At 67.0% G+C, this 12369-nt stretch carries 11 protein-coding genes; 2 read left to right on the top strand and 9 right to left on the bottom strand.

Annotated features, from left to right (window positions below; all coding sequences use genetic code 11):
- Nucleotides 1-10: 10 nt before the first annotated feature.
- From PXD02_RS05475 to PXD02_RS05460, 4 genes are all read right to left on the bottom strand, one after another.
- Nucleotides 11-535, bottom strand: a complete 525-nt coding sequence (locus PXD02_RS05475; protein WP_275105900.1) for a lysozyme inhibitor LprI family protein — start codon at nt 533-535, stop codon at nt 11-13.
- Complete coding sequence (locus PXD02_RS05470; RefSeq protein WP_275105899.1) at nt 535-1695, bottom strand: isovaleryl-CoA dehydrogenase; 1161 nt, start codon at nt 1693-1695, stop codon at nt 535-537. Before PXD02_RS05470 ends, PXD02_RS05475 begins: the two co-directional genes overlap by 1 nt.
- Nucleotides 1696-1797: 102 nt before the next feature.
- Complete coding sequence (locus PXD02_RS05465) at nt 1798-2583, bottom strand: transglutaminase-like domain-containing protein (protein WP_275105898.1); 786 nt, start codon at nt 2581-2583, stop codon at nt 1798-1800.
- Nucleotides 2584-2655: 72 nt separating this feature from the next.
- Nucleotides 2656-4944, bottom strand: coding sequence for a Tex family protein (locus PXD02_RS05460; protein WP_275105897.1), 2289 nt, complete (start codon nt 4942-4944; stop codon nt 2656-2658).
- Nucleotides 4945-5113: 169 nt separating this feature from the next.
- Here PXD02_RS05460 and PXD02_RS05455 point away from each other — a divergent pair, with 169 nt between their 5' ends.
- Nucleotides 5114-6172, top strand: a complete 1059-nt coding sequence (locus tag PXD02_RS05455) for an alkene reductase (RefSeq protein WP_275105896.1) — start codon at nt 5114-5116, stop codon at nt 6170-6172.
- Nucleotides 6173-6209: 37 nt separating this feature from the next.
- Here PXD02_RS05455 and cobS read toward each other — a convergent pair whose 3' ends face one another.
- A complete protein-coding gene (gene cobS / locus PXD02_RS05450; RefSeq protein WP_275105895.1) occupies nt 6210-7184 on the bottom strand; it encodes a cobaltochelatase subunit CobS in 975 nt (324 codons plus the stop codon).
- Between the two features lie 127 nt (nt 7185-7311).
- On the opposite strand from cobS, the gene PXD02_RS05445 reads away from it, so the two are divergent.
- A complete protein-coding gene (locus PXD02_RS05445; protein ID WP_275105894.1) occupies nt 7312-8061 on the top strand; it encodes a sigma factor in 750 nt (249 codons plus the stop codon).
- A 3-nt stretch (nt 8062-8064) separates the two neighbouring features.
- Here PXD02_RS05445 and ychF read toward each other — a convergent pair whose 3' ends face one another.
- The 4 genes from ychF to PXD02_RS05425 all read right to left on the bottom strand — a co-directional run bounded on the left by ychF (nt 8065) and on the right by PXD02_RS05425 (nt 12300).
- Nucleotides 8065-9162: a redox-regulated ATPase YchF gene (ychF, locus tag PXD02_RS05440; protein ID WP_275105893.1), complete on the bottom strand. Its 1098-nt coding sequence runs from the start codon at nt 9160-9162 to the stop codon at nt 8065-8067.
- Nucleotides 9163-9482: 320 nt separating this feature from the next.
- Nucleotides 9483-10583, bottom strand: a complete 1101-nt coding sequence (locus PXD02_RS05435; RefSeq protein ID WP_275106364.1) for an ABC transporter ATP-binding protein — start codon at nt 10581-10583, stop codon at nt 9483-9485.
- 38 nt (nt 10584-10621) lie between these two features.
- Complete coding sequence (locus PXD02_RS05430; protein ID WP_275105892.1) at nt 10622-11434, bottom strand: ABC transporter permease; 813 nt, start codon at nt 11432-11434, stop codon at nt 10622-10624.
- Nucleotides 11431-12300 carry an ABC transporter permease gene (locus tag PXD02_RS05425; RefSeq protein ID WP_275105891.1) on the bottom strand — a complete coding sequence of 290 codons (870 nt, stop codon included), beginning with the start codon at nt 12298-12300 and terminating at the stop codon, nt 11431-11433. Before PXD02_RS05425 ends, PXD02_RS05430 begins: the two co-directional genes overlap by 4 nt.
- Between the last annotated feature and the right edge of the window lie 69 nt (nt 12301-12369).

The raw sequence follows: 12369 nt of genomic DNA, 5'->3' as shown, positions 1-12369 counted from the left end.
GGCTTCCCCCTTATTGTTCCGGCTCCCAGGCGCGCAGGCGGAAATATTGCTGCGCGGTCAGTTGCATGGCGCAATCGACACCCGCCGGACCGGCGCCGGTGCCGCCGCCCCAGCGGCTGCCCTCGTAGGCACAGGCCGAATCGTGAAAGGCGATCCAGTCGCGCTGCATCTGGCGCAGCAGCGGTTCCTGCTTTTCGGCGGCCGATCCCAGTTCCGTCATCTCGGCATCGGTGGTCCGGGCGGCGTCCAGCACGCGGGCATAGCTGTCGTTCAGCTTCCTGTCCCAGACGGCCAGTTCCTTGGACAGGCAATAGGACATGGCGACGGTGGTGTATCCCTGGGGACTGTCCATGCAGGGGCCCGAGGCCGCGCCGATGCAGGCGGCAAAATCCGCATCGCCGTCAGGACCGGCCTTCCGGGCCGCGCCCTCCAGGCAGGCGTCGATCGGCGCGGCGTCGAAGGGCGGCCATTCGGGTTCGTCCTGCGCCCAGGCGGGCGATGCCGCCAAGGCCGCCGCCGCCAGCCAGGGCCGCATCAGACCAGCCCCATCAGTTCGCGCCCGATCAGCATCCGGCGGATTTCGCTGGTGCCCGCGCCGATCTCCATCAGCTTGGCGTCGCGGAACAGCCGGCTGACCACGCTGTCGTTCAGGAAGCCCGCCCCGCCAAGCGCCTGCACCGCCTGATGGGCCTGCACCATCGCCTGTTCGCTGGCGTAAAGCACCGCCCCCGCCGCGTCCTGCCGCGTCACCTTGCCCGCGTCGCAGGCGCGCGCGACCTCGTAGACATAGGCGCGGGCGGTATTCAGCGCGACATACATGTCGGCGATCTTGGCCTGCATCAACTGGAAATTCCCGATCGGCTGGCCGAACTGCCTGCGGTCGCGGATATAGGGCATCACCTCGTCCAGGCAGGCGGCCATGATGCCGGTGCCGATGCCCGACAGCACCAGACGTTCGTAATCCAGCCCCGACATCAGCACGCGCACGCCCCGGCCTTCCTGACCCAGGACATTCTCGAACGGAATCTCGCAGTTTTCGAAGATCAGCTCGCCCGTGTTCGACCCCCGCATCCCCAGCTTGTCGAAATGGGGCGAGGTGCTGAACCCCGCCATGCCGCGTTCGACGATAAAGGCGGTGATGCCCTTGCTGCCCGCCTCGGGGTCGGTCTTGGCATAGACGACCAGGGTCTGCGCATCGGGGGCGTTGGTGATCCAGTATTTGTTGCCGTTCAGAACAAAGCGGTCGTTCTTCTTGTCCGCCCGCAGCTTCATGCCGACGACATCGCTGCCCGCGCCCTCCTCGGACATGGCCAAGGCCCCCACGGCCTTGCCGGAACACAGGTCGGGCAGGTATTTGCGGCGCTGTTCGTCGGTGCCGTTCAGCTTGATCTGGTTCACGCACAGGTTCGAATGCGCGCCATAGGACAGGCTGACCGAGGCGCTGGCCCGCGCGATCTCCTCGGTCGCGACCACATGGGCCAGATAGCCCATGCCCGCGCCACCGAACTCCTCGGGGACGGTGATGCCCAGAAGGCCCAGATCGCCCATCTCGGTCCACAATTCGTTCGGGAAGGCGTTGGTCCGGTCGACCTCGGCCGCGATAGGCTTCACGCGGTCCTGCGCCCAGCGATGCACCATGTCGCGCAGGGCGTTCACATCCTCGCCCAGATCGAATTCCATCCCCCGCGTGAACATCGGCAAACCCCCTCGCGATTTATTGAACGAACGTTCATTTCCGATATAGACCGTCCGCCCCCCGACCGTCAAGGCAAAGCCTGCGCCGGAAGGGCGCGCCGGTCAACCTCGCCGGGCCTCGGTCACATTGACCGTCTGCGTCAGCAGTTCCGTCCCGGCGAAGGTCGTGAGGAACGCCACATCCACCGCGTCGCGGCCCACGGCGATCAGCGCCATCTGGTCGGCGGTGGCCATGCCGGTCGGGTCGATCAGGTGCCAGGTGCCGTCCAGATAGACCTCGGCGACGGCGTGGAAATCCGGCGGCTCGACCCCCGGCGCGAAGACGCTGGCGATGCGGGCGGGGATCTGGGCGGCGCGGCACAGCGCGATCATCAGATGGGCGTAATCGCGGCAGACGCCGCGCCGTTCCAGAAAGGTGTCGGCCGCCGTGGTGTTCGAATCGCTGACGCCGGACACATAATCCAGCCGCTGTTCGATCCAGTCCCGGATCGCCAGGATCTTGGCCCCGCCCTGCCTGTCGCCGAATCGCTGCCGCGCGAAGGGCACGAAGCGTTCCGCCTGGCAGTATCGCGACGACAGCAGATAGCGCAGCGCGTCGCCCGGCATCTCGTCCACATCGGCCGCAGACATGCGTTCGAAGACCGGGCAGGGCCGCGTCACGATCACATCGGCGGAATAGATGCAGCGCAGATCCTCGGCCGTGCGGATGATGATCTTTTCGCCGATCCCTTCTTCGCCCGGAACGCGGGCCAGGTGTTCGACGGGGCCGAAGTCGATGGCCGCATTGCTGATTTCCTGGCCGAAGGCCCCGGCGGCCTCGACCGCCAGGATCGCCGGGCTGGGGGTGGTGAAGGTGTAGTGAAGCTCGACCTCGATCCTGATTCGCATCGCATCCGCCCTGTTGCCACCGCACCGAACGATGGCCGCGCCGCATCGGATCCGTGCCGGCGGAAAGATCGCCTATTTGCGCCGCATCGCCTCGGCCAAGGCGGCGCCGAATCCGCCCGGACTGCTGCTTTTCGGGGCAGAGACGGCGGATCCCGGCCCTGCCTTGCCCTGGGCCTTCGGCACGGGCTTCGCGGCATCGGCGTCGCTGCGCATGGTCAGACCGATGCGCTTGCGGGGCACGTCGATTTCGGTCACGCGGACGCGGACGACATCGCCGACCTTCACCACCTCGTTCGGATCCTTGACGAAGCGGTTGGCAAGCTGGCTGACATGGACCAGCCCGTCCTGATGGACGCCGATATCCACGAAGGCCCCGAAGGCCGCGACATTGGTGACGGTGCCTTCCAGGACCATGCCGGGCTTCAGGTCGGTGATCGTCTCGACCCCTTCGGCGAAGCTGGCGGTGACGAAGCCGGGGCGCGGGTCGCGGCCGGGCTTTTCCAGTTCCGACAGGATGTCGCGGATGGTGGGCAGGCCGAAATGCTCGTCTACGAACTGTTCCGCGCGGACGGATTTCAGCGCCGCCCCGTCGCCCAGGATCGCGCGGATGTCGCGTCCGCAGGTGGCGACGATCTTGCGCGCCACGCCGTAAGCCTCGGGGTGGACGGCCGAGGCGTCCAGCGGCTCCTTACCGCCCCGGATGCGCAGGAAGCCCGCGCATTGCTCGAAGGCGCGCGGGCCAAGGCCCGCCACCTTCTTCAGCGCCGCGCGCGACGGGAAGGCGCCGTTCTGATCGCGCCAGGCGACGATGTTCTGGGCCAGCGACGGCCCCAGCCCCGCGACATGGGCCAGAAGCGGGGCCGAGGCCATGTTCAGGTCCACCCCAACCGCGTTCACCGCATCCTCGACCACGGCTTCCAGCGTCCGTGCCAGTTGCCGCTGGTCCACGTCGTGCTGATACTGCCCGACGCCGATGGATTCCGGCGGCACCTTGACCAGTTCGGCCAGCGGATCCTGCAAGCGCCGCGCGATCGAGACCGCGCCGCGCAGCGACACGTCAAGTTGCGGAAACTCTTTCGCGGCCAGTTCCGACGCCGAATAGACCGAGGCCCCGGCCTCGCTGACCACCACCTTGGTCGGCACGCGGGCGCCCTTGGGCAGGCGCTTCAGCACCTCGGCCACCAGCCGTTCGGTTTCCCGGCTGGCGGTGCCGTTGCCGATGGCGATCAGGTCCACGCCGTGCTTCGCGATCAGCGCCAGCAGCACGGCTTCGGACCCGCGCAGGTCGTTTTTCGGCTGGAAGGGATAGATCGTCGCGGTGTCCAGCAGCTTGCCGGTGGCATCGACCACCGCGATCTTGCAGCCGGTGCGGATCCCCGGATCGACGCCCAGCGTCACGCGCGACCCGGCGGGCGCGGCCAGCAGCAGGTCGCGCAGGTTGCGGCCGAAGACGCGGATCGCCTCGTCATGGGCGCGTTTGCGCAACTCGGACATCAGGTCGATATACATGGTGTTCGACAGCCTGACCCGCCAGGTCCAGCCCGCCACCTGCCGCAGCCATCTGTCGCCCGGCTGGTCGCCCAGGGGCCCGATGGCCCGCGCGACGATCCCTTCGGCACGCCGGGCGCCGGTCTCGGGGTCGGGCGCGATGTCGATGGTGACGATCTCCTCCTTGGCGGCGCGCAGGACCGCCAGGGCGCGATGGGCCGGGATGGCCGACCATTTCTCGCGGTGGTCGAAATAGTCACTGAACTTGGCGCCCGCCTGGTCCTTGCCCGCGATCAGCCTGGCGGCGATGAAGGCCTCGGCCCGCATGAAATCGCGCAGCGATCCCAGCAGGGCGGCGTTTTCCGACAGTTCCTCGACCAGGATGTCGCGCGCGCCGTCCAGAGCGGCTTTGGTATCGGACACCGCGTCCGAGACAAAGCCCGCCGCCAGCACGGCGGGATCGGCGGCCCGGTCGTCCTGGATCGCGCGCAGCAGCGGCTCCAACCCGTTTTCGCGCGCGATCATCGCCTTGGTGCGGCGCTTGGGCTTGAAGGGCAGATAGATGTCCTCCAGCGCGGCCTTGGTCTCGGCCCCGGCAATCGCGCGGGCCAGGTCGTCGGTCAGCTTCCCCTGGTCCCGGATGGACGACAGGATCGCCGCCCGCCGCGATTCCCTGTCGCGCAGATAGGCCAGCCGGTCGGACAGCGTGCGCAGCTGCGTGTCGTCCAGACCGCCCGTCGCCTCTTTCCGATAGCGCGCGACAAAGGGGACCGTCGCGCCCCCGTCCAGCAGGTCCGCCGCCGCCGTCACCTGGCTGGTCGAGGCGCCGATTTCGGCGGCGATGGTGCGGGCGATGCGGGCGGCTGTGTCCATGCGATCCTCCTTGGCCGGGGACTCGTTCTAGCCGCCCGCCGCGCCTGCGCCAAGCCCCAGGGCGCAAGCCCGCCTTGCGCGGGACAAAGAAAAAATTGCCGGGCGCGCGGTTGACAGCATCGCTGCCCGCGCACAGGTGCAGGCGATAGACCAAGGAAGGACGCTTTTCATGCCGACCCTTTTCGATCCCCTGCAAATCGGGCCGCTGACGCTGAAGAACCGCATCGTCATGGCCCCGCTGACCCGCAGCCGCGCCGGGACCGCGCGCGTGCCGAATGCGCTGATGGCCGAGTATTACGCGCAGCGCGCCGGCGCCGGGCTGATCCTGTCCGAGGCGACCAGCGTCACCCCGATGGGCGTGGGCTATGCCGACACGCCGGGCATCTGGAACGATGCGCAGATGGAAGGCTGGAAGCTGGTCACGAAGGCCGTCCATGACGCGGGCGGGCTGATCTTTCTGCAACTATGGCATGTCGGGCGGATTTCCGACCCGGTCTTTCTGAACGGCGAAACCCCCGTCGCGCCCAGTGCCGTCCGCCCCGCCGGGCATGTCAGCCTGCTGCGCCCGAAAAAGGACTACGAAACGCCGCGCGCCCTGGACGCCGACGAAATCCCCGGCATCGTCGACGCCTATCGGCAGGCCGCGATCCGCGCCAAGGAAGCAGGCTTCGACGGCGTCGAGATCCACGGCGCGAACGGCTATCTGATCGACCAGTTCCTGCAAGACGGCAGCAACAGGCGGACCGACCAGTATGGCGGATCGATCCAGAACCGGGTGCGTTTCCTGAACCAGATCGCCGACGCGATCATTCCGGTCTGGGGCGCGGACCGGGTGGGCCTGCACCTGTCGCCGCGCGGCGACAGCCACGACATGGGCGACAGCGATCCCCGCGCGTTGTTCACCCATGTCGCGAAAGGGATGGCGGCCCGCAAGATCGCCTTCATCTGCCTGCGCGAATATCAGGGGCCTGACAGCCTGATCGACGATATCAAGGCGGCCTTCGGCGGCGTGGTGATCGCCAATGAAAGGCTGACCCCCGACAGCGCGCGCGATCTGGTCGCCTCGGGCCGCGCGGATGCGGTGGCCTTCGGCAAGGACTTCATCGCCACGCCCGACCTGCCCGCCCGCCTGCGCAGCGGTCTGGCCCTGAACCATCCGGATCCGGCGACCTTCTATGGCAGCGGGCCCAAGGGCTATGTGGATTATCCGGTGGCGGAAGAGGTCTGATGACCGGGACGGCGGGCCGATCCGGCCCGCCTGCCCGTCACTTCGCCCTGGCGGCGGCGCTTTCCGGCAGTTCCTCGTCGAACAGCCGCTGATAGAATTCGGCGACGGTCTGGCGTTCCAGTTCGTCGCATTTGTTCAGGAAGGTCAGCCGGAAGGCATAGCCGATATTGTCGCCGAAGATCCGCGCGTTCTGCGCCCAGGTGATGACCGTGCGCGGCGACATGACGGTGGACAGATCGCCCTGCATGAAGGCCGTCCGCGTCAGGTCGGCCAGCGTCACCATCTGGTTGATGGTCTTGCGGCCCTTTTCGGTGTTGTAGGTCGGGTTCTTGGCCAGCACGATGGCGGCCTCGGCGTCGTGGGACAGATAGTTGAGCGTGCTGACCAGCGACCAGCGGTCCATCTGGCCCTGGTTGATCTGCTGGGTGCCGTGATAAAGCCCGGTGGTATCGCCCAGGCCCACGGTGTTGGCGGTGGCAAACAGCCGGAAATAGGGGTTGGGCGTGATCACCTCGTTCTGGTCCAGCAGGGTCAGCTTGCCGTCGGTCTCCAGAACCCGCTGGATCACGAACATCACGTCGGCCCGGCCCGCGTCGTATTCGTCAAAGACGATGGCGGTCGGGTTGCGCAGCGCCCAGGGCAGGATGCCTTCGTGGAACACCGTGACCTGCTTGCCGTCCACCAGCTTGATCGCGTCCTTGCCGATCAGGTCGATGCGGCTGACATGGCTGTCCAGGTTCACCCGCACGCAGGGCCAGTTCAGCCGCGCCGCCACCTGCTCGATATGCGTGGATTTCCCGGTGCCGTGATAGCCCTGGATCATCACCCGGCGGTTATAGGCGAAGCCCGCCAGGATCGCCATCGTGGTGTCGGGATCGAACTTGTAGGTGCTGTCGATCTCGGGCACCCGGTCGCTGCGTTCGGCGAACCCCTTGACCTTCATGTCGCTGTCCAGACCGAACACCTCGCGCAGGTCGATCTCGTCAGTCGGTTTGGCGTTCATGTCGAGCATCGCAAGGCCCTTTCATCGTATCGTTGCCTTGATTGCGCATAAGTCCGCCATGCGCAAGCCGCCGCTGCGTTGACGGGGCCGGGACGGCTGCTAAGTTGGCCGCGCAACCATAAGAGGATCGTGGCCATTGCCGGAAGCCCATCACAGGATGCTGTCGGATCTGATCGCGCGCGTCGCCAAGGCCGACCGCCGCGCCTTCGACGCGCTGTATCAGGCCAGCTCGGCCCGGCTGAACGCGCTGTGCCTGTCGATCCTGAAGGACCGCCGAGAGGCCGAGGAGGTGCTGGAACAGGTCTATATCGGCATCTGGAAGGAGGCCGCGCGTTTCCCGGACAGCGGGCTGTCGCCGACGGCTTGGCTGGCCGTGCAGGCCCGCGACCGGGCGATGGCGCGCCGCGGCGGGCTGGCCCTGCCCCCGGTCCCCGCGGGGGGCGGAGGGGGTGATGCGCTGGCCCTGCTGCGCGCCGCCTATCTTGAGGGCCTGGATTATCGCCAGCTTGCCGACCGCCAGGGCATGTCCACCGATGAGGCGCGCCACGCCCTGCACGAGGGGTTGGAGCGGCTGGCCGGCCATGCCGCCGACGATGCCGACAGCGTCGCGGCGGCCGAACAGGCGCTTGGGCTGCGCGGGGGCGAATCCCAGGACAGGGCGCGGCTTGCGGACTGGCAGGAACGGCTGGCGCGGTTCGCCGATGGCCTGACGCCGGTCATGGCCCCGGCCCGCGCCTGGCAGCGGATTCGCGAAAGCCTGGGGCACGGGGTCGCGCCCCTGTCGGTCGATCCGCTGGAGCGCGCGCCCTGGTGGCGCGGCACCGGCGGCATCCTGGCCCTGATCCTGCTGGCCGCCCTCGCGGCCTGGTTCCTGTGGGGCCGCTGACGGTCAGGCGTTGAACAGGAAATGCAGCACGTCGCCGTCCTTGACGGCATAGGTCTTGCCCTCAATCCGGAACTTGCCCGCCTCGCGCGCGCCCGCCTCGCCCTTGCAGGCGACGTAATCGTCATAGGCGATGGTCTCGGCCCGGATGAAGCCGCGTTCGAAATCGCCGTGGATCACGCCGGCCGCCTGCGGGGCCAGGGTGCCCTTGTGGATGGTCCAGGCGCGGGCCTCCTTGGGGCCGACGGTGAAATAGGTGTCCAGGCCCAGCAGCTTGTAACCCTCGCGGATCAGGCGGTCCAGACCGGCCTCGTGCAGGCCCATCTCCTCCAGGAACATCGCGGCTTCCTCGGCGGGAAGCTGGCTGATCTCCTCCTCGATCCGGGCCGAGATCACCACATGGCCCGCCCCCTGCGCGCGGGCCATCTCGGCCACGCGGTCGGACTGGGCGTTGCCGGTGGCGGCCTTGTCCTCCTCGACATTGCAGACGAACAGGACGGGCTTGGCGGTCAGCAGTTGCAGCATCTCCCAGGCGCGCCGGTCCTCGTCGGCGACCTGCACGGTGCGGGCGGGCTTGCCGGATTCCAGCGCCGCCTGCGCGGCCTTCAGCAGCTTTTCCTGCGCCACCGCATCCTTGTCGCCGCCCTTCAGCTTGCGGGCGATGTTGGCAAGGCGGCGTTCGACCGATTCCAGGTCGGCGATCATCAGCTCGGTCTCGATGGTTTCGGCATCGGCGACGGGATCGACGCGGCCCTCGACATGGGTCACGTCGCCGTCCTCGAAACAGCGCAGCACATGGGCGATGGCGTCGACCTCGCGGATATTGGCCAGGAACTGGTTGCCCAACCCCTCGCCCTTGCTGGCGCCCTTCACAAGGCCCGCGATGTCCACGAAGGTGATGCGCGTCGGGATGATCTGCTTGCTGCCAGCGATCCCGGCCAAGGTATCCAGGCGCGGATCGGGAACCGCCACATCGCCCACATTCGGTTCGATGGTGCAGAAGGGAAAATTCGCGGCCTGCGCGGCGGCGGTTTTCGTCAGCGCGTTGAACAGCGTCGATTTGCCCACATTCGGCAAGCCGACAATTCCCATGCGAAAGCCCATGACGCGCCCCTTTCAGCCAAGTCAGGGCGCGTTCTAGGCAAGCGGCCGGGGTTTCGCAAGCGGGCGCCCCTTATGCTTGCAGGCGGGATCAGGAAACGCATCGCGTTTTCCCCGCCCTTTGTGTGACGGTGCCACAAAAGACGGCCCAATCCCATGACCACGGAAAGGCCAGCGCCCGACCCGAGGGGGGCGGGTAAGCGCCCGCCTGGGGGCGGGGCGGGCGCTGGCCGGGCCTTCGGGGCCCGGCGGCGCGGGAAGGCAAGGACATCGCGTGGCGAAGGCGATGGCCTTCGCCAATCGCAGCTTGGGCATCCCGGCCCCTAACGAAACAGCACCAGCGACCCCGGCGACCAGGCCAGCCGGGTGCGCGTGCCCACGTCCTGTACGTCGCGGCCGAAGACATTGCGCATGGAAATCCGCACCGGCCGCGCCTTGCCGTCCGTGGCCCCCGCGCCATCCAGCCGCAGGTCGTAATAGGTCATGTCGCCGTAATAGACGACCTCGTCGATGGTGGCGTTCGTCTCGCGCGGCTGGGTATGGGTCTGGGTCGGCCCCACAAGGGTCATCGTTTCCGGGCGGAAACCGATGGTCGGGCCGTCATCGTCGGGATTCGCGCGGCTGACCTGCCGGGCGGGCAGGTCCACCACGCCCAGGCCCGGAGCCTCGGCCGTGACGATCCCGTCCTTCTCGCCCAGGATCCGCGCGGGCAGGAAGTTCATCACGCCGATGAAATCCGCGACGCGGCGGTTGGCGGGGCGGGCATAGAGCGCCTCGGGGCCGTCAAGCTGGGCGATCTCGCCCTCGAACATGACGGCGATGCGGTCGGACATGACCAGGGCTTCCTCCTGGTCATGGGTCACCAGGACGAAGGTGATGCCGACCTGGCGTTGCAGCTTGATCAGCTCCACCTGCATCTGTTCGCGCATCTTGCGGTCCAGCGCCGACAGCGGCTCGTCCAAGAGCAGCACCTTGGGCTTGAGGATCAACGCGCGGGCCAGCGCGACCCGCTGGCGCTGTCCGCCCGACAGCGCGTGCGCGGCGCGGTTGCCATAGCCGCGCAGGCCCACCATGGCCAGCGCCTCGTCCACCAGGGCCGCCTTCTCCGCCTTGCCGCGCGGATCCCGGCGCAAGCCGAAGGCGACGTTCTGCGCGACGGTCAGGTGCGGAAAGATCGCATAGGACTGGAACACCATGTTGGTGGGCCGCTTGTTCGCGGGCACCTCCTCCATGCGCTTTTCGTCGATCAGGATGGCGCCGTCCGAGATATCCTCGAACCCCGCGATGGTGCGCAGCAGCGTGGTTTTGCCACAGCCAGACGGCCCCAGAAGCGAGAAGAACTCGCCCGCACGGATGGTCAGGTCGATGCCGCGCAGGGCGTGGTAATCGCCGTAATGCTTGTGAACGCCCCGGCATTCGATCATCGGCTTCGCGGCATCCAGCCGATCGCAACGGGAATCGGTCACAGGAACCCTCCGGTCGGTTTGCCGCCCAGCCGGGCATTGCCGCGGCGGCGGAAATATTCGCCCATCGCCAGAAGCACGATGGACAGGGCGACCAGCACGGTGCCAAGCGCCATGATCATCGGGATCTGCTTGGGGAACCGCAACTGGCTGAAGATATAGGTGGGCAGCGTCGGCTGGTTGCCCGCCAGGAAGAAGGCGATGATGAATTCGTCCAGGCTGATGGTGAAGGCGATCAGCAGCGAGCTGACGATCCCCGGCATCACCAGGGGCAGCGTGACCAGCCGGAACGCGCTCCACTTCGTTTCGCCCAGGTCATAGGCCGCCTCCTCAAGCGACTTGTCGAGGCTGGAAAACGCGGTGGACAGGATCGCGATGGCATAGGGCATGCAGATCAGCGTGTGGCCCACGATCACCGTCAGGATCGACAGTTGCACGCCCATGCCCAGAAGAACCACCAGCAGCGACATGGCGACGATGATTTCCGGCAGCACCATCGGCAGCAGGATGAACCCCATCATGCCGCCCTTGCCCGGAAATTCGAACCGGGTCGAGGCGCGCGCCGCGAAGACCCCCAGGCAGGTCGCCAGGATCGACGCGCTGACCGCGATCAGCAGCGAATTGGCCAGCGCGCTGCGCAGCGTCGCATTGGCCCACATCTGCCCGAACCAGCCGGTCGTGAAGCCTTGCAGCGGGAAGGCGATGATGGTGCCGGAATTGAAGGCGAACAGCGGCAGCAGGATGATCGGCGCATAAAGGAAAAGCAGGTAGAACAACGCATAGACCTGCAAGCCGCGGCCCTTCCCGGTCATGACCGCACCTTCAGGAAGCGGCGGTTGACGAACAGGAAGACCACGCTGACAAGCGCCACGATGGCCATGGCGGTCACCGCCAGCGCGGATCCCAGCGGCCGGTTGTCCAGCGCCAGCATCTGCACCTGGATCAGGTTAGCGATCATCGGGATCTTGCCGCCGCCGATCAGTTCGGGCGTGACGTAATCGCCGATGGTGGGGATGAACACGATCAGCACCGCCGCCAGAACGCCCGGCATGGCCAGCGGCAGCGTCACCCGCCAGAAGGTCATCGCCCGGCTTTCGCCCAGATCCCGCCCGGCCTCCAGCAGGGAACGGTCGATCTTTTCCAGGGCCACGAAGATCGGCAGGATCGCGAAGGGCGCATAGGCATGGGCCAGCGTGATGACGATGGAGTTGACGTTATAAAGGATGAAGGTCAGCGGTTCGTCGATGATCCCCAGCCCGGTCAGGGTCGAGTTGATGACGCCGTTATAGCCCAGGATCACCTTCCACAGGAACACCCGGATCAGATAGCTGGTCCAGAAGGGAATCGTGATCAGGAACAGCCAGGTCGCCTTCTTTTCGGGCCGCACCATGAAGCTGACGTAATAGGCCACCGGAAAGGCCAGCAGCACCGTGACCAGCGTCACCAGGGCCGAGACCATCAGCGACCGCATCATCACCGTTCGGACGATGGGGTCGGTCCAGACCTGGACGTAATTGGCCAGGGTGACGTCGCGCACGACCTCAAGATAGCCGTCGGTCAGAAAGCTGTAGGTCAGGATGGTCAGCAGGGGCGCGGCCAGGATCAGCAGCGCATACAGGAACGGCGGCGCGATCAGGGCATAGCCCTGCCTGGCCTGTGCATCCAACCCCTTGGCCATGAGATCCTTCCCGCCCTGCGCCCGTCCAATTCCTTTCATATCGGGGAAAGGGTGAAAAGAGGGTTTATG

The sequence above is a fragment of the Paracoccus sp. S3-43 genome, assembly GCF_029027965.1.
In the GTDB taxonomy this organism is placed as follows: Bacteria; Pseudomonadota; Alphaproteobacteria; order Rhodobacterales; family Rhodobacteraceae; genus Paracoccus.
Note: the sequence above shows the minus strand (reverse complement) of the source record. Positions and strands in the feature narration are given on the sequence as shown.

Excerpts from the sequence above, each read along its gene's own strand:
- PXD02_RS05475 (WP_275105900.1), bottom strand. The coding sequence starts at position 535 with ATGCGGCCCTGGCTGGCGGCGGCGGCCTTGGCGGCATCGCCCGCCTGG.
- PXD02_RS05470 (WP_275105899.1), bottom strand. The coding sequence starts at position 1,695 with ATGTTCACGCGGGGGATGGAATTCGATCTGGGCGAGGATGTGAACGCC.
- PXD02_RS05465 (WP_275105898.1), bottom strand. The coding sequence starts at position 2,583 with ATGCGAATCAGGATCGAGGTCGAGCTTCACTACACCTTCACCACCCCC.
- PXD02_RS05460 (WP_275105897.1), bottom strand. The coding sequence starts at position 4,944 with ATGGACACAGCCGCCCGCATCGCCCGCACCATCGCCGCCGAAATCGGC.
- PXD02_RS05455 (WP_275105896.1), top strand. The coding sequence starts at position 5,114 with ATGCCGACCCTTTTCGATCCCCTGCAAATCGGGCCGCTGACGCTGAAG.
- cobS (WP_275105895.1), bottom strand. The coding sequence starts at position 7,184 with ATGCTCGACATGAACGCCAAACCGACTGACGAGATCGACCTGCGCGAG.
- ychF (WP_275105893.1), bottom strand. The coding sequence starts at position 9,162 with ATGGGCTTTCGCATGGGAATTGTCGGCTTGCCGAATGTGGGCAAATCG.
- PXD02_RS05435 (WP_275106364.1), bottom strand. The coding sequence starts at position 10,583 with ATGATCGAATGCCGGGGCGTTCACAAGCATTACGGCGATTACCACGCC.
- PXD02_RS05430 (WP_275105892.1), bottom strand. The coding sequence starts at position 11,434 with ATGACCGGGAAGGGCCGCGGCTTGCAGGTCTATGCGTTGTTCTACCTG.
- PXD02_RS05425 (WP_275105891.1), bottom strand. The coding sequence starts at position 12,300 with ATGGCCAAGGGGTTGGATGCACAGGCCAGGCAGGGCTATGCCCTGATC.